Origin of the sequence: Vibrio sp. V01_P9A10T6 (assembly GCF_963877065.1) — a bacterium.
In the GTDB taxonomy this organism is placed as follows: domain Bacteria; phylum Pseudomonadota; class Gammaproteobacteria; order Enterobacterales; family Vibrionaceae; genus Vibrio; species Vibrio anguillarum.
Genome location: NZ_CAWNTB010000168.1, coordinates 1 through 22,347 on the forward strand (window position 1 = coordinate 1; position 22,347 = coordinate 22,347).

The 22,347-nt window shown below is 43.6% G+C and carries 22 protein-coding genes; 10 read left to right on the forward strand and 12 right to left on the reverse strand.

All coding sequences use genetic code 11. The features are described 5' to 3' along the window. The first annotated feature begins 55 nt into the window (after positions 1–55). Together AACQ21_RS12085 and AACQ21_RS12090 are read left to right on the forward strand one after the other, a co-directional pair. On the forward strand, positions 56–523 hold the full coding sequence (locus AACQ21_RS12085) for a molybdopterin-dependent oxidoreductase (RefSeq protein WP_105976994.1): 468 nt from the start codon (positions 56–58) through the stop codon (positions 521–523). After that, positions 523–1,623 carry a GGDEF domain-containing protein gene (locus tag AACQ21_RS12090; RefSeq protein WP_105976995.1) on the forward strand — a complete coding sequence of 367 codons (1,101 nt, stop codon included), beginning with the start codon at positions 523–525 and terminating at the stop codon, positions 1,621–1,623. Before AACQ21_RS12085 ends, AACQ21_RS12090 begins: the two co-directional genes overlap by 1 nt. A gap of 73 nt (positions 1,624–1,696) precedes the next feature. Here AACQ21_RS12090 and pstB read toward each other — a convergent pair whose 3' ends face one another. From pstB to AACQ21_RS12115, 5 genes are all read right to left on the reverse strand, one after another. After that, complete coding sequence (pstB, locus tag AACQ21_RS12095; RefSeq protein ID WP_013868112.1) at positions 1,697–2,446, reverse strand: phosphate ABC transporter ATP-binding protein PstB; 750 nt, start codon at positions 2,444–2,446, stop codon at positions 1,697–1,699. Between the two features lie 45 nt (positions 2,447–2,491). Next, the gene (gene pstA, locus AACQ21_RS12100; RefSeq protein ID WP_026027681.1) at positions 2,492–3,355 is read right to left on the reverse strand and encodes a phosphate ABC transporter permease PstA; all 864 of its coding nucleotides are present in this window, start codon (positions 3,353–3,355) and stop codon (positions 2,492–2,494) included. 5 nt (positions 3,356–3,360) lie between these two features. Continuing rightward, on the reverse strand, positions 3,361–4,293 hold the full coding sequence (gene pstC, locus AACQ21_RS12105) for a phosphate ABC transporter permease subunit PstC (protein ID WP_017045968.1): 933 nt from the start codon (positions 4,291–4,293) through the stop codon (positions 3,361–3,363). Between the two features lie 211 nt (positions 4,294–4,504). After that, positions 4,505–5,326: a phosphate ABC transporter substrate-binding protein gene (locus AACQ21_RS12110; RefSeq protein WP_105976996.1), complete on the reverse strand. Its 822-nt coding sequence runs from the start codon at positions 5,324–5,326 to the stop codon at positions 4,505–4,507. Between the two features lie 282 nt (positions 5,327–5,608). Then, positions 5,609–6,511 (reverse strand): DMT family transporter, encoded by a 903-nt coding sequence (locus tag AACQ21_RS12115; RefSeq protein WP_181185553.1) that lies wholly within the window; start codon positions 6,509–6,511, stop codon positions 5,609–5,611. A 97-nt stretch (positions 6,512–6,608) separates the two neighbouring features. On the opposite strand from AACQ21_RS12115, the gene AACQ21_RS12120 reads away from it, so the two are divergent. The 3 genes from AACQ21_RS12120 to AACQ21_RS12130 all read left to right on the forward strand — a co-directional run bounded on the left by AACQ21_RS12120 (position 6,609) and on the right by AACQ21_RS12130 (position 8,944). Further along, positions 6,609–8,069: an aminotransferase-like domain-containing protein gene (locus AACQ21_RS12120; protein WP_105976998.1), complete on the forward strand. Its 1,461-nt coding sequence runs from the start codon at positions 6,609–6,611 to the stop codon at positions 8,067–8,069. Positions 8,070–8,159: 90 nt separating this feature from the next. Continuing rightward, positions 8,160–8,681, forward strand: coding sequence for a spermidine N1-acetyltransferase (gene speG, locus AACQ21_RS12125; RefSeq protein ID WP_013868118.1), 522 nt, complete (start codon positions 8,160–8,162; stop codon positions 8,679–8,681). Between the two features lie 17 nt (positions 8,682–8,698). Next, a complete protein-coding gene (locus tag AACQ21_RS12130) occupies positions 8,699–8,944 on the forward strand; it encodes a Rho-binding antiterminator (RefSeq protein ID WP_017045964.1) in 246 nt (81 codons plus the stop codon). A 51-nt stretch (positions 8,945–8,995) separates the two neighbouring features. Here AACQ21_RS12130 and AACQ21_RS12135 read toward each other — a convergent pair whose 3' ends face one another. Beyond that, a complete protein-coding gene (locus tag AACQ21_RS12135; RefSeq protein ID WP_029189973.1) occupies positions 8,996–9,604 on the reverse strand; it encodes a 2OG-Fe(II) oxygenase in 609 nt (202 codons plus the stop codon). A gap of 224 nt (positions 9,605–9,828) precedes the next feature. On the opposite strand from AACQ21_RS12135, the gene AACQ21_RS12140 reads away from it, so the two are divergent. Continuing rightward, entirely contained in the window at positions 9,829–11,835 is a 2,007-nt protein-coding gene (locus AACQ21_RS12140) for an alkyl/aryl-sulfatase (RefSeq protein ID WP_105976999.1), read from the forward strand. Between the two features lie 49 nt (positions 11,836–11,884). Here the strand turns inward: AACQ21_RS12140 and AACQ21_RS12145 are convergent, their stop codons facing one another. After that, the gene (locus tag AACQ21_RS12145) at positions 11,885–12,790 is read right to left on the reverse strand and encodes a LysR family transcriptional regulator (protein ID WP_249929762.1); all 906 of its coding nucleotides are present in this window, start codon (positions 12,788–12,790) and stop codon (positions 11,885–11,887) included. A gap of 119 nt (positions 12,791–12,909) precedes the next feature. Between AACQ21_RS12145 and AACQ21_RS12150 the strand changes: the two genes are divergently transcribed. Further along, positions 12,910–13,230, forward strand: coding sequence for a heavy metal-binding domain-containing protein (locus tag AACQ21_RS12150; protein WP_105977001.1), 321 nt, complete (start codon positions 12,910–12,912; stop codon positions 13,228–13,230). 74 nt (positions 13,231–13,304) lie between these two features. Here the strand turns inward: AACQ21_RS12150 and empA are convergent, their stop codons facing one another. From empA to ompW, 3 genes are all read right to left on the reverse strand, one after another. Further along, on the reverse strand, positions 13,305–15,140 hold the full coding sequence (gene empA / locus AACQ21_RS12155; protein ID WP_105977002.1) for a zinc metalloprotease EmpA: 1,836 nt from the start codon (positions 15,138–15,140) through the stop codon (positions 13,305–13,307). Between the two features lie 41 nt (positions 15,141–15,181). Then, on the reverse strand, positions 15,182–15,325 hold the full coding sequence (locus AACQ21_RS12160) for a hypothetical protein (protein WP_017045961.1): 144 nt from the start codon (positions 15,323–15,325) through the stop codon (positions 15,182–15,184). A gap of 163 nt (positions 15,326–15,488) precedes the next feature. Beyond that, positions 15,489–16,133, reverse strand: coding sequence for an outer membrane protein OmpW (ompW, locus tag AACQ21_RS12165; protein WP_047687768.1), 645 nt, complete (start codon positions 16,131–16,133; stop codon positions 15,489–15,491). A gap of 398 nt (positions 16,134–16,531) precedes the next feature. On the opposite strand from ompW, the gene AACQ21_RS12170 reads away from it, so the two are divergent. Then, positions 16,532–16,936: a cystatin domain-containing protein gene (locus AACQ21_RS12170; RefSeq protein WP_094125091.1), complete on the forward strand. Its 405-nt coding sequence runs from the start codon at positions 16,532–16,534 to the stop codon at positions 16,934–16,936. A gap of 109 nt (positions 16,937–17,045) precedes the next feature. Here the strand turns inward: AACQ21_RS12170 and AACQ21_RS12175 are convergent, their stop codons facing one another. Next, a complete protein-coding gene (locus AACQ21_RS12175) occupies positions 17,046–18,248 on the reverse strand; it encodes a lytic polysaccharide monooxygenase (RefSeq protein ID WP_181185554.1) in 1,203 nt (400 codons plus the stop codon). A 467-nt stretch (positions 18,249–18,715) separates the two neighbouring features. On the opposite strand from AACQ21_RS12175, the gene glpT reads away from it, so the two are divergent. Both glpT and glpQ read left to right on the forward strand, forming a co-directional pair. Next, the gene (gene glpT / locus AACQ21_RS12180) at positions 18,716–20,092 is read left to right on the forward strand and encodes a glycerol-3-phosphate transporter (RefSeq protein WP_026029046.1); all 1,377 of its coding nucleotides are present in this window, start codon (positions 18,716–18,718) and stop codon (positions 20,090–20,092) included. A gap of 99 nt (positions 20,093–20,191) precedes the next feature. Beyond that, positions 20,192–21,253, forward strand: coding sequence for a glycerophosphodiester phosphodiesterase (glpQ, locus tag AACQ21_RS12185; RefSeq protein WP_026028651.1), 1,062 nt, complete (start codon positions 20,192–20,194; stop codon positions 21,251–21,253). A 63-nt stretch (positions 21,254–21,316) separates the two neighbouring features. Here the strand turns inward: glpQ and AACQ21_RS12190 are convergent, their stop codons facing one another. Beyond that, a complete protein-coding gene (locus AACQ21_RS12190; RefSeq protein ID WP_017045956.1) occupies positions 21,317–22,201 on the reverse strand; it encodes a LysR family transcriptional regulator in 885 nt (294 codons plus the stop codon). Positions 22,202–22,347: the final 146 nt, after the last annotated feature.

Genomic DNA, 22,347 nt, shown 5'->3' on the forward strand with positions numbered 1-22,347 from the left:
CCTTATACTTTTAGTCTATGCTCTAAGAAAAAAGCAGAAGTAAATAAGGTAGTTTATGATGAGATGGATAACCGCTTTACCACTTATTTTTTTCAGCTTATTTGTTCATGCTGCAAGCTTAACTATTACCCTCCCAAACCAAGATCGGGTTACTTATTCTCTTGCACAATTGGCAGAGAGGCTGCCTCGTGAAACCTTCACGACTCAGCTTCCTTGGTTACCAAAAGAAAATACTTTCACTGGCTTTAAAGTTATTGATTTAATTAATCATTTGCAAGTTGGACAGGTTTCTTCTGTATCATTTTTGGCCATTAATGATTACGCCGCTAATATTGCAATTGAAAACTTAACTCGCTATGAACCTATTATTGCTTATCACATGAATGGCGATGAAATGAAAATAAGAAACAAGGGGCCATTTTGGCTGATCTACAATCTAGATAAATATCCACAAATAGACAATGACATTTATTACACCCAGATGGTGTGGCAGTTAGAAAAACTATTGATTCACGGTAAATAATGAATTTTACAAAATACAGCACTTTACACCCCTTGCTATACCGAGCAAAAACACTGTTGATTGTCCTGTCAGTCGCCTTGATCGTCGCTAATTTGTATATACTTTCGACCACACGCTCTTTAGCCAACTCCTATACCGACCAACGTAACTATGCAACTTGGTATTTATTCCAGCTCACCAAAGAGTATTCTGAGCTGATTGCTTCGACTCCTTATTACTTAGATTCACAGGATAAGAGAGCGCACACTTGGCTGCAGTATGAGCTGATTTGGAGCCGTTTTGACTTGATTCTAACGAGTAAGGAATCGGATAATTTTATGGGTAGAACGGATTCCCAGCATTTCTTTAAGAACAACTTTGATGATTTCAAAATATTAGAAAGCTTATTGCTGGCCGTTAAAGATCAAAAGTCATTGGCTGTATTTGAAAAACATGCTCGCTTGATTTACGACCAGATTATCGGCTATGTAAACCAAAACTTTCAACTGCAAAGCCCTATCTATCTCGAGCAAAAAGAAAAAGCAAATAGGCTAACACAGGTACAATTTCTGCTGATGTTCTTGATGCTGGGTTGCATTGGCTTAGTTAGCTATATTTTTCATAAAGAAGCGGTTGCTCAGCGTACCTTAGCGTTAACTGACCCTCTAACTGGACTTGCTAACCGCCTTGCTATGTTTGAAGAGCTGAATCAAATTTCTGCCAATAACCCCTTTTCTCTCTTTCTTCTCGACTTAAATGGCTTTAAGCCCATTAACGACCAAAATGGTCATAAAGCAGGGGACAGTGTATTACAGCAAGTAGCGTTTCGCTTAACACATTCGATTCCCACCTTTGATTATTCGGTATTTCGTATGGGGGGGGATGAGTTTGCCCTGATCATCCATAGCGTAGATGCGATGGAACTGAGCATTATGCAACACCACATTAAAGCGTGTTTTAAAGAGAATTTCTTCGTGGGTAATGGAGTGGGAGCAAAACTTTCAACCAGTATCGGTATTGCCTCTTTTCCTAAAGATTCAGCCAATATTAATCAATTAATACATATTGCGGATAAGAATATGTATGCAATGAAGTTTCTACAAAAAAGCCCCTCTGTATGAGGGGCAAAGTTACCATCGCTTTATAGTTATAATGAGTCCGATATTATTCCAGGTTAGTCGCTGCAATAAGTGACTAGCCGAAATCGCCATTGACATATCCCATAGTTCTATCATCTTTAGGATTGTTGAAAATCACTTGTGTATCATTGTGTTCAACCAATTCCCCCATTAAGAAAAACGCCGTGCGATCAGAAATACGACGCGCTTGCTGCATTGAGTGCGTGACAATAACGATGGTGTAATTCTTTTTCAGCTCTTCCATCAATTCTTCAATTTTGTGTGTTGCAATCGGGTCAAGGGCGGACGTTGGTTCATCCATCAAAATCACATCCGGCTCCATCGCTATCGTACGTGCGATGCACAAACGCTGTTGTTGACCACCAGAGAGGCCAAACGCATGTGACTTCAAGCGATCTTTTACTTCATTCCACAACGCCGCGCCGCGCAATGAGCGCTCAACCACTTCATCGATGTGCTTTTTATCTTTAATCCCTTGTGCACGTAACCCATACGCCACGTTTTCATAAATACTCATTGGGAACGGATTTGGCTTTTGGAACACCATTCCCACTTTGATACGCAGATCTGCAACATCAATATTGCCGTAAATATCTTGCCCATCCATCGCCAATTTACCGGTGATAGTCACGCCTTCAATAAGGTCATTCATTCGGTTCAAACAGCGTAATAAAGTCGATTTTCCACAGCCAGAAGGGCCAATCAGCGCTGTCACTTGACGAGTTGGAATAGGCAGGTTGATTGATTTTAGCGCTTGGTTATCGCCATAAAAAAGGTCTAGGTTTTCAATATTAAATTTGTTCATTCTTGTTATCTCTCAAAATTCTGTAAATCGCACCCAACGCTCTGCTTAATAAGAAGCGGTATTAAATCGTCTTGCGATTAGCTTCGTCACCATGTTGATCAGTAGCACAACCACAATCAGCACGGTTGCTGTACCGTAGGCTTGATTCCACTCTTCAACCGTGAACAGCTCTGTTGTGAGTTTGTAAAGGTGAACGGTTAGGGTGCGGCCTGAATCGAGCAATGAATCAGGAATACGTGCCACCATCCCTGCGGTTAAAAACACAGGGGCCGACTCGCCAATAACACGACCAATACTCAAAATAATTGACGTGAGAATGCCGGGCATTGCACTTGGCAAAATCAGACGCCAAATGGTGTATATTTTTGAGGCCCCAAGACCATAAGAACCTTCGCGATAAGTTTGAGGAACGGCCATCAACGCTTCTTCTGTGGTCCGAATGATCACAGGCAAAATCAAAATGCTGAGCGTTAGCGCACCCGACAAAATAGAGAAGCCTAAGCCTAGAATCACCACAAAGAAGGTCATGCCAAATAGACCAAAGATAATGGAGGGGATCCCCGCCAAAGATTCGGTACAAAAGCGGATCACTTTCACCAAGCGGCTACCGATTTTGGCGTATTCGGTAAGATAAATCGCCGTCATAATACCCAACGGGGCGGCCACCGAAATAGAAGCGATCACCATATAAATCGTCGATATGATCATCGGGAAGATCCCGTGTTCATTGCCAGTACGGGTGTAATCGTCAGTAACGAAATTCCAATCTACGTGTTGTAGCCCGTTAGAAAGGATGTACCAGATAATCCAAAATAGGAAGCCGACTGTTACAGCGGCCGCAATCCAAATAGATATTTTCAATACGTTATCTTTTAGCTGGCGGGCACGTTTTAGTTTTACTGTATCCATCACTATTATCTCGCTCTCTCACGGTTTAAATAGAGCAATGTGGCATTCAAGATCATGATGAATGCCAATAGCACAACGCCTGTTGCATAAAGCGCACTGGCATGAACACCACTTGCGTAAGACATTTCAATCGCAATATTGGCTGTCAGCGTGCGTGCTGAGTCTAAAATACCTTCAGGCATCGCTGGCGCGTTGCCCATCACCATAATAATGGCCATGGTTTCACCGAGCGCACGCCCAATTCCTAAGATGACGCCGGTCATAATTCCGGAACGAGCTGCCGGTACAAGCAGTTTGAAGATGGTAAAAATACTGGATGCACCTAATGCCAAAGAACCTTCTTTGTACGCATGAGGGACGGCTCGAATAGAAGTTTCGGACACGGTAATCACCGTCGGTAAGATCATGACACCAAGCACAATGATACCCGCTAGAATGGTGTTGCCCGCAGGAACTTGGAAAATGTCCTGAATCAAAGGAACAATAATCACAAGACCAAAGAAACCATAGACCACGGAAGGAATACCAGCGAGCAATTCAACGGCTGGGCGAATGATATTCGCGACACGTTTTGGTGCGACTTCGGCAATAAAGATAGCGGTGAGCACGCCCACAGGCACACCAACGATAACCGCACCAAACGTTGAAACCACAGAAGCGACAATCATAGTTGCCACACCATACAGAGCTGGCGGCAACCAATCTTGTCCAAGGACGATACCCGAGATACCCACTTCTTGAAATGCGGGAATACTTTCGCGGAAAATGAAGTAGGCAATGATGGCAAGAGACACAATGCCAATAATGGCACTGGTAAGAAACAACCCGTGGAAAATGCGCTCTTTCCAGTCCACACGCTTTTTAGCACGAAGTGCACGTTTGGAAGCTTGCGTAGAAACGTTGTTCATAAGCTTTTCACTATTTGTTGCGATGGTCATAGTATCAATCTCACTATTCGATGGAATCGACGTGGATAGAAAAGGCTCAGCCCCAACGATGGGCCAAGCAAACTTTTAAAGTTATTTCCCCAAACAACTTGAAGTGGCGGCTAAACAGCAAGTCAGTGAATTCCCATCCACATGGATAAAGCATGTGATTGGGCTGAACGAAACAACGTCGCTGCAACTTCAAGTCGAATGGGAGAGTCAATTAGTTCACTGCGATATAGTGATGTTCTGCAACGAGTTTTTGAGCTTCAGGCGTTAGCATCCAATCAAGGAACTGTTGCGTTTGAGCGGATGGTTGGCCTTTTTTGTACAGTACAAGGAAAGGACGAGCCACTTTATATGAACCATTTTTCACGTTATCTACCGATGCATCAGTACCGTCTACCGCTAAGGCATGAACCGTGTTATCAACGGTGCCAAGAGAGATGTAACCGATGGAATAAGGGTTAGACGCAACCATAGTTTTCAAACTACCGTTACCGTTAGCTACTTGAGCTCGTTGAGAGATAGCAGATACCGTCTTGTCTGAGATTTTTTTTGTCAGTTTCATAATCTCTTCGAATGCACCACGAGTCCCTGATGCGGTATCGCGAGTAATTGCAACGATAGGTTTGTCTTCACCACCGACATCTTTCCAATTCGTGATTTCGCCTTTGTAAACTGCAGAGACTTGTTCAGCACTCAACCCTTTTACTTTATTGCTTGGATGCACAACCACCGCTATACCATCAAGCGCGATCTTTTCTTCAACTAATGATGCTTCTTTTTCTGAGCTTTTTAGGCCACGTGAAGACATACCAATATCCGCACTGCCGTTCTTAGCGGCTTTAATACCGGCAGAAGAACCTGGGCCTTGAACCTCAATAAACACGTCCGCGTTTTTCTTCATATATGTTTCAGAGAAAACTTCCATCAATGGCGTTACGCTGCTAGAGCCAACAGCAGAAATGGTTTCTTTTGCAAAAACTGGGTTAACTGCCAATGCACCTAAAAGAGCGATTGCACCGATTACTGTCTTTTTCATCACAAATATCCTTAAGAGGCTTTATTGCCGTTGTGTATTGAACGAAACTCACTTTAGGACGCAAATATGACAGTTGTGTTTCACTTAGTTTAAAACTAGATGACACTGTGAAATTTTTTAGGAAAACAGAGGAAGGGCAGCGCATTTTTGAGTGCATCGCTTAAGATCAATCTGAAAAAATTGGCAAAGTCATTAGGTGCCGCCGGGAGTCGGAAATTATCCATTGATTACCCAACCACCAGCAGAGCACCCCATTCTAAGTTCGGTTTATAGGGGTGAATTTTATGAACGCTCAAATACCGGTTTCGCCAATTTTCTCAGCAGATTCGGCTTTTTCACCACCAGATAAACAGCCGTAACGGCAAGGCAAAAGCCCGCGACACCAAACCCATCCAGTGATTCATCAAAAGCAAGCCATGCTTGAATGGCGGTGGTTGGCGGTACAAGATAAAACACTGAAGCCACACTTGAGGCCGCACCGTGTTCAACCATATACAACAGCAATAAAATAGAGACACATGACAGCACCACAACCAGCCATACCAGTGTCATGATAAAGGTCGGTGTCCATTGCACTTGCATGGTTTCAAAGCTCCAAGCCCAAGGTAAAAATAGGCATAACGCAGCCACATATTGCACGGTAGCGCTGCCAATCATATCCACACCTTGGCAAAATTTTTTCTGATATAAGGTGCCGAGCGTGATGCCGAGCAGAGATAACAAACACAAACTAATGGCAGGCCATTTGTGTACTTCCGATTGCCACTCAATGTTACCCATCAAGACGAGACTTATCCCAGAAAACCCAAGAGCTAACCCTAACCACTGCGCCAGATTAAAGCGCTCTGTACTCATAAAAACCAGCAGCAGCGCAGTTAAAATGGGTTGCGTCCCCACCAGCAGAGCACTTAAACCTGCTGGCATTCCCCAAGAAATCGCTTGGTAGGTTCCGCCCAAATAGCAACCATGAATCAACACGCCCGTTATACAGGAATGCCACAAATGGCGACCACGGGGAATGCGCCGTCTGAGCAGTAGCAACAAGCCAATAAAAAGTACCACGTTCGCCACCATGCGCAACGTGAGCAGCGTGGCAGGTTCCGCATACATTAAGCCAAACCTTGCGCCAACGAAACCAGATGCCCATAGCACGACAAACAAGAACGGGATCATTCTTACAAACATCACAAAATTCCTAGCCACAATCGATTCTATGCTGCTACTTTATTTAGGTACAGTTATGCGTAAAAGGCACAGATTTGAATAATTTAGTGGGTACAGAATGAAAAGTAAGCTTAAAAACACGGATCCTAAATATACTGAACCTAAATATACTGAGGTAAAACGTCATCTTAAGCAGACCATCGACGATGGTTTATTCCACGCACACGATAAAATGCCTTCCATTCGCCAGCTATGCGAACAATTGTCTGTCAGCAAAAATACCGTTATTCGTGCTTATCAAGAGTTAGAAGCGATGAATGTCGTCTACTCTCAGCCTCGTTCAGGCTATCGAGTCCAAGGTGCTGTAACCCCTTTGGAGATTCCGCTGCCACAACCCAATAGCATTGACCTGCTCTCTTTATCTAAATCAATTTTGGTTCAACCCACAGTGAAACATCACATGCCCGCAGGTTCAGCGCATCCTAATACGCAAAGCGCCGCGATTCGTAGTTTGTATGCAGAAATTGGCCGCCACAGCCGCCAGCAAACGCACATTCCTAGCCACTATCAGCTACCGCCAGGTAATAGCCATTTGGTCAAACAACTGCTAAAAATATCGCAAGATTTGGGCCTACAAATCAAAGCACAAGAAATCGCCATTACGCATGGTGGTCAGCAGGCCATCAGCCTCGCATTTCGTGCATTAACCAAGCGCGAAGACATTGTGGCCGTTGAGTCACCTTGTTATTTTGGCACGCTGCTGTTGCTTGAATCATTAGGCTTAAAAGTGGTGGAGATCCCCAGCCATAGTGTCGAAGGCATCAACATCAGCGCTCTTGAAAAAGCGCTATCTCAATGGCCGATTAAGGCGATTCTCGTCACGCCTAATTTTAACAACCCAACCGGTTCACAAATGCCTCTGGAAAAACGTAAACAGCTTTTGGCTGTCAGTGGTGATACACCAATTATTGAAGATGATGTGTTTGGTGGCCTGTATTTTCAAAAGCCGATACCTTGCTTGAAGATGCTGGATGGCAAAGGCCGCGTTATTTACATCAATTCGCTCTCCAAAACCTTGGATTCACGGCTGAGGATCGGTTGGATCATCGCTGGAAAGTATCAAGCGCAAATAGAAAAGATATTGCTCAGCGAGAATATGGGCAGCTTGAATTTAATCCAATCAGCCGTAGCGGAATTTCTCGAAAGTGGTAAGTACCGTCAACATCTAGCCAAAATGCGCCGCACTTACCAACTGAATCAGCAGCGCTTTGCCAAATTGCTCACCACTTCGCTCAATCACTACCCGTCGCTGCAAGGGCAGTTTCAATTAAGCCGACCTGAAGGTTCATTTTTATGCTGGCTGACACTTCCGCCATTCATCGATAGTTTTGAGCTTTATCAACGTGGCCTGCAAAACAAAATCAGCCTCCTGCCGGGGCATCTTTTTGCAACGCAGGGGCAATTCCAACACTGTATCCGTTTCAGTGTAGCGAACTTTGAAGACAACATGGCATGGCAGGAAAGCATCAACAAGCTGACCGAACTGATTCATCTCGCGGCATCAGATCACAAGACGTAAGCGTACACATTTTAAAAAATTGCTGACTAACCACTTGTATTGCAACAAAGTCGGCATAAGATGAATGCCTTAGTTCAATGAAGGTTTGCTATGAATAATCAATTATCATTAAGAGCGTTAGAGCGCGGTGACTTACGCTTTATCCATGATCTCAATAACAACCGCAACATTATGTCTTACTGGTTTGAAGAGCCTTATGAATCTTTTGATGAGCTGGAAGAGCTGTACAACAAGCACATTCACGATAACGCCGAGCGTCGGTTTGTGGTTGAGAACCGAGATAAGGAACTGATCGGTCTCGTTGAATTAATTGAAATTGATTACATTCACCGCAGTGGCGAGTTTCAGATCATCATCACGCCAGAGCACCAAGGAAAAGGGTTTGCACAAACCTTGATCAACAAAGCCTTAGACTACTCTTTCACCATTTTGAACCTACACAAAATCTACCTGCATGTGTCGACGGAAAACGAAAAAGCCATCCATTTATACCAAAAAGCCGGCTTTGTTGAGGAAGGGCACTTAGTTGAAGAATTCTTTATTAATGGCCAATATCGTGACGTAAAGCGCATGTACATTTTGCAAAACGCGTATCTTAATAAGCCCGCGTAACGTCATAGGAGTGAATAATGGTCACTTGCAGTCAATATGATTACATTGAGCTCGCGTGTTTGTTTCATTTGCCCGTCAAGCTCACCTTAAAAAATGGTCTTACCTATTCAGGTACCGCGATGGACACTCTGCGCAATGAACACCAACAAGAGTGCATTGTGTTGAAAAATGAGCAAAGTGAACACTTAATTGAAACCAATGCCTTATTGATGATGGAGGCATTAAGCTCACATCCTCATTTTACCCTGATCAAATTTGACTGATAAAAGAGCGTGGCAACACACAAGCCACGCTTACTTATTAGCTTTTTTGCGTTAACTGGCAATATCGAGCTTGTTGCCTGTCACGCCATTAATGCGAAACCACCCAGCGATGCTGAAACGCTCAGCATTGGTAGGTTGTACTTCATGCGGAAAACGTTCGGATAAAAAGACCAGTAAACGCCCCGCTATCGGCGCAACCGTCGCGAGATACTGATCTTCAACATCGTAAATAACCAACTCACCTGCATCAGCACCACACCACCGATCATTCATATAAAATACCGTCGTCAGTTTGCGGCTGGCGTTGCCTGTAAAGGCGTCGAGGTGTTTTTGGTAGAATGCTCCTATTTCATATTTGGCAAAATGAGCTTCATATTCAAATAGCCCAAGAAAAAAGTGGCGGTTAACCTCTTGGCGAATTTGCTCCATACGTTGCAAATAGTCTTGCACAGGCAGGCCCATGCTGTTTTCAATCCACTGGATTTTATCGTTGCGTATTTCAACCTCTAATTGCAAGGCATCGTGCCTGCCAATTCGCGCCACTTGTAACTGCGGTGGCGTACATGCTCGTAGGTTTTTGGTTTGCTCTGGTGTTAAAAAGTCATCCCATATGTACCAACCTTGATCGGCAATTGCGTCCATCAATTTATCTAACGACATTTTCACACTACATATAACAAAAGTGCTGTGGTTATATCGATAGCAAGCCATAACAACAAATCGGTGTTTCGATGCTTAAGACAAGGCGAATTTGTCGAAGCCCAAACGACCCATGATATTTATAATGTAAATATTAGATCAGTAGCTTCCTATAATGATTTAATACCTCGTTTTTCACTATGATGACTCTGCACCGATATTACATTAACTATAGAGAGGCCATCATGAATCTACGACTCCTCCCGCTATCCTTTACCATAATAAGTACACTGGCTACTGCAGGAGCAAACATACAATCAACTAGCTCATTATCATTAACTGTGCCTAGCCCTAACGTTAAATCAGCAAGTGAATTTACTGTCGAAAAAAATGCCCAATTAGCAAACTACCTGGACTTTGCCAATACCCGTGATTTTGAAGATGCGACTCGCGGCTTCATTGCGACATGGCCAGAAAGTACGATTAAAGACAAAAACGGCAATGTTGTATGGGATTTTACTAAGTTCGATTTTGTCAATACCGACCACAACATTGATACTATTAACCCTTCTTTACAACGCATGGCTAAACTCAATAATCAGCATGGTTTATTCAAGGTTAAAGAGGATATATACCAAATCCGTGGCTTTGATTTGTCTGTGATGACCTTTGTCCGCGGTGAGCACGGTTGGATAGTAATAGACCCTCTGCTGTCGGAAGAAACCGCTAAAGCGGGGATTGAGCTGTTACGTCAACACGTTGAAGATGCACCAGTTTCAGCGGTGGTATTTACTCATTCTCATATAGACCACTTTGGCGGCATTTGGGGAGTCACGAATAAGAAAGATATTGAAAGCGGTAAGGTTCCCGTTATTGCTCCAAAAGATTTCTTTGAACATTCAATTTCAGAAAATGTGCTAGCGGGTAATGCCATGAGCCGCCGTGCTAGCTACATGTATGGCAATATGGTCGAAGCCGGTCCTACTGGTAAAGTTGATGGGGGATTGGGTAAAACAACGTCAACTGGTAAACCAGGCATTGTAGAGCAAACTATGGAAGTTTTGGATACGGGTGAAATTCATCAAATTGATGGTGTTGAAGTCGAATTCCAAATGGCAAATGGTTCCGAAGCACCTTCAGAGTTTATATTCTACTTCCCTAAACACCGCGTCTTAATGGCATCTGAAGTGATGACCCATACCATTCATAACATCTCTACATTACGCGGCGCGCGAACTCGTGACGCCAATGCATGGGCGGCTTATGTAGATGAGTCGTTAGAAATGTTTGCAGCTAAGTCTGATGTGATGATTGGTTCTCACCACTGGCCGACTTGGGGAACGAACAACATCACCGAGCAGCTTGAAAAAACACGCGACATGTACAAATTTGTTCACGATCAAACGCTACGTTTAGCCAACCAAGGTTACACACCTAACGAAATTTCAGCGTCCATCGCTCTGCCAGAATCACTTGATAAAGCATGGTATAACCGTGGCTATTATGGCACGGTGTCGCACAACGCTCGCGCCACTTATGACTTTTATTTCGGTGCATGGTGGGACGGTAACCCAGCTAACTTAAATCCACTCACACCATCAGAACAAGGTGCGAAATACGTTGAAGCCATTGGTGGCGAAGATAAGGTTATCGAAATCGCTAAACAAGCGATTAAAAATGGCGAGTACCGCTGGGCTGCCACTTTGCTAAACAACGTGACATTTTCAAACCCAGAAAATATAGATGCTCGCTACTTAGAAGCGGATGCCATGGAACAACTGGGCTACCAAGCCGAATCCGGCCCTTGGCGTAATTACTACTTGATCGGAGCTAAAGAGTTGCGTCAAGGCTTCACTCCAGCGCCGACTCCAGACGCAACAGCGATTGTTGCCAATATGCCTGTATATTCTGTACTAGAATCATTAGCGGTTCGTGTAAAACCAGATCTTGCTAGTGACATGAATATGACGATCAATATCAAGGTAAAAGATGATGATCAAACGCCAAATGGTCAATATGCATTGAAGCTATCAAACGCAGTATTGAAAACTTATCAAAATCGCCAATTTGACCAAGCCGACATCACGTTACACTTCTCACGTGAAACCTTTGTGCAATTACTAACCGGCCAAACATCGTTACCAGACGCGGTAAAAGGTGGTAAATTCACCATCTCAGACCAGACGAAATTTGACAAATTTATTAGTATCCTTGACACGTTCGACAGCAATTTCGGCATTGTAACACCTTGATTTAAATTACGCTTAATATGATAAAGCAGCCTAATCTCGGCTGCTTTTTTTATTGTGATAGTGCGGAAATTAAATGCCTCAACCACTGGTTAGCTGGATTCAAATTCATTTTACTCAACCAAACCATATGTGAGTGAAGAAGTTGGTCTTCAAAGGGAAACGGAAGAATGTTCAATTGAAAGACGTGCTGGTACTGCTGTGCAAACGTCACCGGCACAACCGCAACTGCATCACTATAAGAGACAGCCGCTAACATACCAATTAACGACGAATGTTGACTGTATACCTGCCGCACAGGCACCACTTCTTTCACAAACCAATCGAGAAAAGGGAGCTGTGAACGACGCATTTTCAACAATACATGTTTTTCTTGTAAGTATTCGACCTTGCTTAAAGCTTGCTTGAATAACCGAGAATGACCTTTACGAACAACACAGCACAAATGATCTTCTTTTAGGAGAGTTGATCGAAATACTTTACTCTGAGGCGCTTCGACATCGATCACTAAATCGACTTTTTCTAGCTGCAGTTCTTCATACAAACGCTCTTCATTAGATGGCGGCTCCATCAATACCACATCAATACTCATGTCTATCAATGACTGATCCAATCGTTGCCGCAACACATGAATTTGTGCCTCATGGCAATAGACTAAAAATCGGCGAGTCGATGTTTTAGGATCAAACTGGTTGATGCCTTGCAGCATTGATTCCACTTCCATTAATGGGGATTGGATACTTTGATACAAATCTTGAGCAAAACGTGTCGGTTTAATCCCTCTTCCTGTTCGGATAAAGAGATCGCCTCCTACCTGCTCTTTTAGACGAGCTAAAGCGTTGCTCACAGCGGATTGAGTTAAATCTAATTGCTCGGCCGCTTTGGTTACCGACTCCGTCTGATAGGCTGAAATAAAAACTCTTAGTAGGTTGAGATCAAATTTTCGTTGTACTTTCATTACACCAACCAGAGTTGTGTTTACATAAAGTTCACCCATAGTAATCTCTGGATTTTAGATTGGAAATAGCCAATCATGCATCGAGCGATATTCACACCTATCTCTAGGAGAGACATTTTATGTACATCACCACCACTCCGACAATTGAAGGAAAAAAAATCGTACGTTACTGCGGCATAATTGCAGGCGAAGCTATTTTAGGTGCCAATATTTTTAAAGATATTTTCGCAGGAATACGCGATATTGTCGGTGGACGATCTGCCACCTATGAACAGGAACTACAAAAAGCAAGGATGATTGCACTAGAAGAGTTGGAGGCTCGAGCTAAAGAATTAGGCGCAAATGCAGTTATCGGTGTTGACCTTGATTATGAAACATTTGGAAAGACCAACGGTATGCTGATGGTATCAGTCAGTGGAACGGCCGTGATTGTGGAATGACCAAACGAGTAAAAGGGGCGAAGATCTGCCCCTTTATAACCTTAACTACTTGAAAGTCAAATAAAGTAGAGTGATTAATCTAACCGCAGGGTTACACCACTGTAGTTACTATAGCCTTTGAGCATCACATGGTAGGTGGTTCCTGGTGTTGCAGAAATTGTGCACTGTTCATTGTTGCCCGATTTGTAAGGGCGACAATCCCACGAAGAAGTGGTTGGTTTGCTGCCGGCTTTGACATACAAATCAGCATCACCTGAGCCCAAACTGATCGAAACTTTAGCGCTGGTTGAGCTTGCGACCGTAAAGGTATAGAAGGCTTCGGAGCTTCGCGTACCTTGTAACCCTATTACTGGTTTGCCTTTTTCTAGCACATTCTCCGTTGGAGGCACTACGCCACAGCTAGCATTTACGCCCACTTGGTTAAAGGCATCAACCACATCCGCTTTGTTATAACCTAAGTCTTGTGCCGCTTTTGCGACGCCACATCCACCTTGGTCAAAGGTACTGTTTGCTGTCCAATATAACTGGTTAGCGACGGTGAACACTTCAAAACCTTTACGAACCGACCAATTGGCTTTGTTGGCTAGCAAATAATACGCGCGATTAAACACACCACTTGAATAGTGAACATTTAATCCATTGTAGTATTGAGAAGCGTGATCGATAGAACGGCCGTCTTTTGACGGTTGATCAAAATAACGTAAGCCACCGGAAGATTTGAAAATGTCGCTCCCGACCACCCAGTCAACGCTACCTTTCATATAAAATTCAGCTGCTTCCCCAGCAATATCAGAGAACGCTTCATTGATACCACCAGACATATTTTGGTAAACAAGCCCTGAGTTCTGCTCGGTAAAGCCGTGGCTCACTTCATGCGCGCTGACGTTGATATCCACTAATGGATAAAATGTATTTTGGCCATCACCAAAGGTCATGGACGATCCGTTCCAGAAGGCGTTTTCATAGTTGCTATCATAATGCACACGCATAGTTAGCTGGAAGGTTAATGGAGTGGTGTTCATCCAATCTTTGTACATATCGAACACCACTTTACCAAAGTAGTGTGCATCATTAAGTGGTGAATAAGCGCCATTAATCGCTTTGTAATCGTTGTAATTACTCGCGTCGGTACATGAATAGCTGAACGTTGAACCACCCGATGTCGCATGCTTCATATCCACGGTTTTTACAGCGCTATTCACCATGCTACAGGTGTTGCCTACTTTATTTATCACTAACCCTGGGAAATCTGTTCCGTACTGATAAAAACCTGTCTTCTGATTTCCACCAGGTCCAGTACCCGTCGCCTCTGCATGGTTTAACCCTTCCCAAGTTTGTAATACGTCACCAGAGTTCGCATCAATAAAGAAAAATGGCCGTGCAGGCTCATTGGTTGCAACAAAGAAGTCGACTAAATAAACCATTTGAGCTATTTGGTTTTCGTCCAAACGCACCATCAATTGAGCACGCTCGTTTTCTGTAACAAGATCCGCACTCGTCAGTGATGGGTTTTGTTGTTGGTAATGCGTAAGTGCAATACTAACCGCCTGCTTTTGTTCAACTTGTGGTGAAGTACTTACCACATCAGAATCAATTTGCTGCGCCATCATGCCGTAAACTTGGCCGATACCTTTCTCAGTTTGCGTTGCTACGACTGACGTATTAAAGACCGGTAAACCATGGTACATCTGCTGGTAACGGACTTTGACTTTACCATTAGGTAGAGTGACGCTTTTTACCACCTGAAAGCCATTTTGTGTTGGCACAATACTGCGAGCCTGCATGGATAAAGCTTGTTCTAGTAGACTTGGATCATCAACCTGCACCATTTTCGCGGCTGATACTGGTAGTGCTGCGCTGATAGAGGCTGCGAGGAATAGCCACTTCATTTGACGTTGTACTTTTTTCATTTCTCAATCCTAGAGAGTTATTATTAGCATCCGCTGACGACTTACATCCAATCAACCACCAGCGACGTGACTGCGAATGATTCGCTCATTGAAAATGGATCAAGAAAACCAACATCGCCAGTAGCACGGAAAAATAGTGCAAAACGAGCGTCAAATAAAATGGTCACAAAAAAGACAATAGCCAAAATAACTCGAAGAATTCTTATAATAATTAAATTTAATATCAACAAGATAAACATAAATGATAATTATATGTACATTTAATAGTGCACATAACTATCAATATAATTTTTGCTTGAAATTGAAAAAGGCAGCGCTCGCTGCCTTCTATTAATCACCTTGCTACCACTAAAACTTATAACCAGCGCCTATCATAAATACCCAAGGATCAATGGTCACATCGGTTTTTTGCTCAATGCCGCCAAACTTATAAGTCGCTTCAGTTTCAATATCGGCATACCAAACTGATGCATTCAAAAACCACTGTTCGTTGAGCATATAATCAAAACCAGCATTGGCCGCTAAACCCCAAGAATCTTTGAGTTTGAGATCCGTTAAGGTTGCACCACTTCCCGTACTGTTAAAACCTTCATCGAAGAACATGGTGTAGTTAATGCCCGCTCCAACATAAGGACGGAATTTCGATGACGCTTCACCAAAGTAGTATTGCAACATAAAAGTTGGCGGTAGATGTTTTGTTTCAGCAATGTCACCTAAGTTCAAAAGATTGGTTGAAATAGTATGGCTAAAAGGTGTAGCCGCTAACACTTCAAAGCTAATATTGTCGGTGATCATATAGCCTATTGTTAAGCCAAGCTGAACGTTTGAGTCCACAGCAAGCTCTTCATTTGAGCCTAAAATACCATCGCTGCTATCATTGGGCACCACAGCGGCAAGACCGGCACGCACAATAAAGTCACCTTCTTTGTGGGCAAAAACATTCGTAGAAACAAGAGCAGAAAGCACGGCAAGGCCGCAAAGTGTTTTTTTCATTGTGATTTCCTTTTTGTAGGGCGGGGTAATAGTTTTTATTTGCGCGCACAGTAGCACATAAAAACCACACTTTTTTGATGGAAATCAATTTGTAAAATTTATCGCCGATCAGCTTACAACTCTGCAACCTTGATCACTTTTCTAGGCATAAAAACACACAGTCATGTAATGCGTTTTTTATGTGCATCACACCTAGCCTAACGTTGAAATGGCTTTGTTATTTATGGTTAAAAACTGACAATATTGGTAAGAAATAGTAATAGCGTTTTATTGTCAGAAAATATCATCATAATTTATCACGCACCTAACAGAGCTTGACGGACTCCTCACACCACAATTGTTAATATGAACTCCTCAGATTAACCCTTTCTGCTTTTCTAAAAACAAAGGACAACTCAATGAAACGATTTCTTTTACCTCTATTTGGTTTACTCGCGTTAGCGGGGTGTGATCAACAAACGCAAACAGAAAGTGCTAAGGCTCTAGAGCCCACCGCCGTGGTGGCGGAAACAGATGCCGTACCGTCGCCCATCTGTGCAAGCGAGTTGATGCCGGGAGGTTGGCAAGCGACAGAAATTACCGACGAAGCTAAAGAAGCGTTGAAGAGCGCTTTAGCACAAATGGAGAGCAATGCACAATTAAAAGACATTATCGATGTCCGCTCACAAGTGGTTAACGGGGTGAATTATGCCATTGAGTTTGAAATGGATGATGGCAGCATTTGGAATGCGATAATCTATCGCAGTTTAGAAGGTGATTACTTGTTAACCCAACCAGCAAAACAAGGCAAATTGTGTGAATAACCTCATCTCATAAGCCATTATTAAACTAGGGTTCATTACTAAACCAGAGTTAGAGAGTAAAAAGAGGCCATGGCCTCTTTTTACTACTCGATACTATAGCTATTTAATACTATCGCCATACGCCCCATTCACCCGTAGTTCCGGGCTCTTCATTTTTTGTCCACCACTGCGCGGTCCAAGTTTGCTGATTGTGCATAACGACATCACCGGACGTATAAATTTTAGTCGCATTCCAAGCATTATCGGGAGCAGGTGGCTGTGGCGTTTCCTCTTTTAGCAAAGAAAGCTGATAACTGTAAGTCGCGTTTGGAGCAAACACACGGTTAGCATACACATTCTGGCTATCGTACATATAGTGATTCATTTCTTGGTGCCAAATACCAATAAACCACTCCCCTTTTTTTACTTGGTTAAACTGACCTGCCATTTCCGCTGGCCACGTTGCTGTATTATTGGCTGAAATCGCTAAGCTGATATCGGTCGTTTCATTGCCATTGGCATCGAAGGTACGCAAACGAACCGTATCGCCAGATTCAACAGGACCAAAACCTTGTGAAAGATAACCACCAAGATCGCTGAGATTCTGCGCAGGTTCTGATGGGTCTGTCGGATCCGTTGGGTTTGATCCACCACCGCTAAAACTAATATCACTGCAGTTATAAAAACCTTCGCCCGCGGCATCAATACGTTGCCAGCGGGTATAAAGCACTGCATCACCACTTCTATCGGCAGGCAGGGTAATCTTTATGCGATATTTTTTATCCGTCCCCACGGTGATATTACCTTTGGTATCAATAAGATCCAGATCATCCCAAGTTAATGGGGCCTCACCGGTATAAGTCGGTTTAGAGAGATAAAACTCCCAATAAGAGGGGTTATGTGGCGCGGTAGCATTAAAGACTAATTCGATTTGTTGATTAGCGTCTAAATTCACGGCCGTTTTTTGCCAATGAGGTGAAGCAACATCTAACCCTGCTTTCGCGTTGCTACCTGCGGAGCACAACAAGCCGTCGCGAACAACAGCTTGAACATGAGCCATGTCACGATAATTTGCCACATTGGCCGCCACTTCATTGCGTTGTACAAAAGGATAAGCTCCAGACTGATCAAAAGCCGCTTGGCATGCTGCATTAGGGATCGTATTACTCCAGAAACCACCATCTAGGTAACAGGTATTTTGCCGCGCGCTCGGAAATTCAACCCAACCATGAGCTTGTGCATGAGCAGAAAGCAATCCGCTCAATGAAAGCAAACCCAATACACTGACTTTATTAAAATTATTCATCATTCTTCCTTTTTGTATTATTAGCATCAATGCCACAGAACGACACTCTGTAACACATGAATTGCCAATCAAAGCTAGCAAGAATTATCAATAGACAGTGTCAAATCTGGGTATGAATACTGGACTATTTGCTTATTTTGCCACTCTCTTTCCAATCAAAAAGGATATGAATCATTGAACTCACAGTGAGTTTCGAGTGACTTCATGGTTTAACAATTTTTGCCAACTTTCCTTATCTGCGATTTAATTGACGACAAAACAACCAAAAACAAACATCTCGCGAACAAAAGTGAAAACAATTACATCTCAATTTAATGGCACTAACCATGAAAAAATGAAAACTAATCATTTGTTTTTATGCGCAAATTAATTCCCTTGTAACATTTGTCACAGAAATACATTCAGTTGCACACGACAATGCCGTTCTCTTTCGAATGAAACATTTTTTATCGTTCGAGCTTTAGAACCATCGCACTACATTAATGAGGTCAACTATGTTTGGTATCTTTAAACCCCAAGCGCATATCGAGAGGCTCGCTACTGAGCGGCTCGATAGCACTTATAGCCGCTTGCGCTGGCAGTTATTCATCAGTATTTTCTTCGGCTACGCAGGCTACTACCTTGTTCGTAAGAACTTTAGTTTGGCGATGCCTTATTTGATTGACCAAGGTTTTAGCCGCGGTGATCTCGGGGTAGCTCTTGCCGCCGTATCGATTGCTTATGGCCTATCTAAATTTTTAATGGGGAGTGTTTCTGACCGCTCTAACCCACGCTACTTCTTAAGTGCAGGCCTTTTAATGTCTGCGTTAGTGATGTTCTGTTTCGGTTTTATGCCGTGGGCAACAGGCAGCATTACTGCGATGTTTATTTTGCTGTTCTTAAACGGTTGGTTCCAAGGTATGGGCTGGCCTGCGTGTGGCCGTACCATGGTTCACTGGTGGTCACGTAAAGAACGTGGGGAAATTGTTTCTGTATGGAACGTAGCCCACAACGTCGGCGGTGGCTTAATTGGTCCTCTTTTCTTGTTTGGTCTTTGGGCATTTAACGATGATTGGCGCGCCGCATTTTACGTTCCTGCCTTTTTTGCGACCTTAGTTGCCATTTTCATTTGGATGACACTGCGCGATACGCCGCAATCTTGTGGTTTACCACCGATTGAAGAGTATAAAGATGACTACCCAGACGACTACGATAAATCTCATGAGAATGAGATGACCGCGAAGGAAATCTTCTTTAAGTACGTTTTCTCTAACAAATTGCTGTGGTCTATCGCTATTGCCAACGCTTTTGTGTATCTCATTCGTTATGGCGTATTGGACTGGGCTCCTGTTTATTTGAAAGAAGCCAAAGAGTTCACCGTTGATAAATCTTCTTGGGCGTACTTCTTGTATGAGTGGGCAGGTATTCCGGGAACGCTATTGTGTGGTTGGATATCCGACAAAGTATTCAAAGGCCGTCGTGCACCTGCGGGCATCTTATTCATGGTTCTTGTTACTTTTGCGGTACTCATTTACTGGTTTAACCCTGCTGGTAACCCAGGTATCGACATGGCGGCTCTTGTTGCGATTGGTTTCTTAATTTATGGCCCAGTAATGTTGATTGGTTTATACGCACTGGAACTGGCTCCGAAAAAAGCGGCAGGTACCGCAGCAGGTTTAACAGGTTTATTTGGTTATCTCGGCGGCGCAGTAGCGGCAAATGCAGTATTGGGTTACACCGTTGACCACTTTGGTTGGGATGGCGGCTTTATGATCCTAGTCGCTTCATGCGGTATTTCTATCCTTTGTCTGCTGTATGCCTACATTGGCGAGCGTGCTCACCATAAAGAAAAAGACAGACTTGCGGAAGAAAAAGCGTCAACGCCATCATAAATCTGACACCTAAATGTGTTGAATTTGCGTTACGCACTGTTCACTTTGAATCAAAACTCTCCCCCTGCAACGTCAGGGGGAATTTTTAAGGATAACAATATGAAACTGACACTACTCGCACTTTCCATGGCTACTTTAGCCAGCTCGGCGTGGGTTCAAGCAGAACCATTGGTGATAGCCCATCGCGGCGCTTCCGGTTATCTGCCTGAACATACCCTTGAAGCCAAAGCGCTTGCTTACGGCATGAAGCCTGATTTTATTGAACAAGATGTCGTGATGACCAAGGATGACCAATTGGTGGTTCTGCACGATCACTATCTTGACCGCGTCACTGACGTTGCCGAGCGTTTCCCTGACCGCGCACGTGGTGATGGCCGCTATTACGCCATCGATTTTACGCTGGCAGAGATCAAAAGCCTGCGCGTAACTGAAGGTTTTAATATCGATGACAAAGGCAATAAAACCGCTGGTTTCCCCAACCGTTTCCCTCTTTGGAAATCAGACTTCACCGTCCCAACCTTAGCGGAAGAGATCGAGCTGATCCAAGGGCTGAACAAAACGCTCGGTTACGATATTGGTATTTATCCAGAAATCAAAGCGCCTTGGTTCCACCGCCATGAAGGGAAAGACATCAGTAAAGCGGTACTGAAAATGTTGAAGGAATATGGTTACGACAGTCAAGAGTCAAACGTTTACTTGCAATGTTTTGATCCTATCGAGCTAAAACGCATTAATGATGAACTGCTTCCAGCAATGAACATGGACCTCAAACTGGTTCAATTGATGGCCTACACCGATTGGAATGAGACCATGATCTATGATGGCGACCAAGCACAGCCATACAGCTATGATTGGATGTTCGAAGCAAACGGAATGAAGCAAGTCGCCACCTACGCCGATGGCATTGGCCCGTGGAAACCTATGTTGGTTGACGACGCTTCAACCAAAGAAAACATCATCATCAAGCCATTGATGAAAGCCGCTAAAACCGCCGGATTAGTCGTTCACCCTTATACTTTCCGCGCAGAGCCCGATCGCATTGCACCTTATGCCGACAGCTTTGATGGGATGCTCGATGTGTTCTACAACACTGTCAAAGTGGATGGTTTATTTACGGACTATCCCGATAAAGCAGTGGAGTTTTTGCATTCAACTCGCTAAGTAAGCGTGATTAACCTTACCACTTTGGCACGCTTTATCCCCAGTATCATCATGCTGGGGATGTTATTTTGGGTGACTTAATGCCTTCACCACCTTAAGCACATGCTTATTTAAGTTACTGGCTTCCCAAAGCACCGCAATTTGGCTGTTAAAAGGCATCTCCTCGATGGGAGTGATCACGGCAGAATCATCGATATGTTCAGCCAGTGATTGGGGTACAACAGCTACGCCAAATCCCGCTTGAGCCATTGCAACCATAGACCTCAACTGTGGAGCCGAAAAACGTTGATCGACACGGATGCCCACATCGTCAAACAGCGCTTTCATACCATCATGCAATGCTGGCCCCGTTTCACGAGGAAACAACAAAACGTGCTCATTTTTTAACTGAACTAAAGTAAGGCGATCTTTTTCAGCCAAGGGATGTCCTAAAGGGATCACCGCGACAAAAGGCTCTTCAAATAAAACCACCCGCTTTAAAGACTCACTGGCATAACAAGGTAAACGCACCAATGCTATATCCAACTGCTTAGCTTTCAACTGCTCAACCAACTCTGGCATCGCTTGCTCAACCGCGGTGAGATTCACGTTTGAAAAACTGTCCCTTATCTCCCGCACTCGGGATAATATTTGGGTATTCATCGCAACCGAAGTCGCAAAGCCCATCCGCACTTCATTTTTTTCTCCACGCGCCAGCTGTTTTACTTTCGCCTTCGCTCGATCCACATCATTTAAGATGGTGACCGCATCAACATAAAACATTTGCCCAGCCTCGGTCAGCTCTACCCCACGTGGTAAACGCTTGAATAACAGCGTATCGAGCTCATGCTCCAATTTCTTTATCTGCTGGCTCAACGGTGGTTGAGCAATACCTAACACTTCAGCCGCTCGTGTGAAATGGCGAGTTTGTGCCACCGCCACAAAATACTTGAGATAGCGAAACTCCATATCTTTTCCATATAGAAATAAATCTTATTTATATTGGATTTAGCCACGTGGAGAAGTCAATCTAAATATACACTTTATTGCATAAATGGTTATTCTAATGCGTGGATTCTACACTCCGCTTTGTGCTTGTTCTCTCGATGTAGCGA

What these genes read in the sequence shown, in the direction of transcription:
- AACQ21_RS12085 (WP_105976994.1), top strand. Translation starts at nt 56, where the DNA reads ATGATGAGATGGATAACCGCTTTACCACTTATTTTTTTCAGCTTATTT.
- AACQ21_RS12090 (WP_105976995.1), top strand. Translation starts at nt 523, where the DNA reads ATGAATTTTACAAAATACAGCACTTTACACCCCTTGCTATACCGAGCA.
- pstB (WP_013868112.1), bottom strand. Translation starts at nt 2,446, where the DNA reads ATGAACAAATTTAATATTGAAAACCTAGACCTTTTTTATGGCGATAAC.
- pstA (WP_026027681.1), bottom strand. Translation starts at nt 3,355, where the DNA reads ATGGATACAGTAAAACTAAAACGTGCCCGCCAGCTAAAAGATAACGTA.
- pstC (WP_017045968.1), bottom strand. Translation starts at nt 4,293, where the DNA reads ATGACCATCGCAACAAATAGTGAAAAGCTTATGAACAACGTTTCTACG.
- AACQ21_RS12110 (WP_105976996.1), bottom strand. Translation starts at nt 5,326, where the DNA reads ATGAAAAAGACAGTAATCGGTGCAATCGCTCTTTTAGGTGCATTGGCA.
- AACQ21_RS12115 (WP_181185553.1), bottom strand. Translation starts at nt 6,511, where the DNA reads ATGTTTGTAAGAATGATCCCGTTCTTGTTTGTCGTGCTATGGGCATCT.
- AACQ21_RS12120 (WP_105976998.1), top strand. Translation starts at nt 6,609, where the DNA reads ATGAAAAGTAAGCTTAAAAACACGGATCCTAAATATACTGAACCTAAA.
- speG (WP_013868118.1), top strand. Translation starts at nt 8,160, where the DNA reads ATGAATAATCAATTATCATTAAGAGCGTTAGAGCGCGGTGACTTACGC.
- AACQ21_RS12130 (WP_017045964.1), top strand. Translation starts at nt 8,699, where the DNA reads ATGGTCACTTGCAGTCAATATGATTACATTGAGCTCGCGTGTTTGTTT.
- AACQ21_RS12135 (WP_029189973.1), bottom strand. Translation starts at nt 9,604, where the DNA reads ATGTCGTTAGATAAATTGATGGACGCAATTGCCGATCAAGGTTGGTAC.
- AACQ21_RS12140 (WP_105976999.1), top strand. Translation starts at nt 9,829, where the DNA reads ATGAATCTACGACTCCTCCCGCTATCCTTTACCATAATAAGTACACTG.
- AACQ21_RS12145 (WP_249929762.1), bottom strand. Translation starts at nt 12,790, where the DNA reads ATGAAAGTACAACGAAAATTTGATCTCAACCTACTAAGAGTTTTTATT.
- AACQ21_RS12150 (WP_105977001.1), top strand. Translation starts at nt 12,910, where the DNA reads ATGTACATCACCACCACTCCGACAATTGAAGGAAAAAAAATCGTACGT.
- empA (WP_105977002.1), bottom strand. Translation starts at nt 15,140, where the DNA reads ATGAAAAAAGTACAACGTCAAATGAAGTGGCTATTCCTCGCAGCCTCT.
- ompW (WP_047687768.1), bottom strand. Translation starts at nt 16,133, where the DNA reads ATGAAAAAAACACTTTGCGGCCTTGCCGTGCTTTCTGCTCTTGTTTCT.
- AACQ21_RS12170 (WP_094125091.1), top strand. Translation starts at nt 16,532, where the DNA reads ATGAAACGATTTCTTTTACCTCTATTTGGTTTACTCGCGTTAGCGGGG.
- AACQ21_RS12175 (WP_181185554.1), bottom strand. Translation starts at nt 18,248, where the DNA reads ATGCTAATAATACAAAAAGGAAGAATGATGAATAATTTTAATAAAGTC.
- glpT (WP_026029046.1), top strand. Translation starts at nt 18,716, where the DNA reads ATGTTTGGTATCTTTAAACCCCAAGCGCATATCGAGAGGCTCGCTACT.
- glpQ (WP_026028651.1), top strand. Translation starts at nt 20,192, where the DNA reads ATGAAACTGACACTACTCGCACTTTCCATGGCTACTTTAGCCAGCTCG.
- AACQ21_RS12190 (WP_017045956.1), bottom strand. Translation starts at nt 22,201, where the DNA reads ATGGAGTTTCGCTATCTCAAGTATTTTGTGGCGGTGGCACAAACTCGC.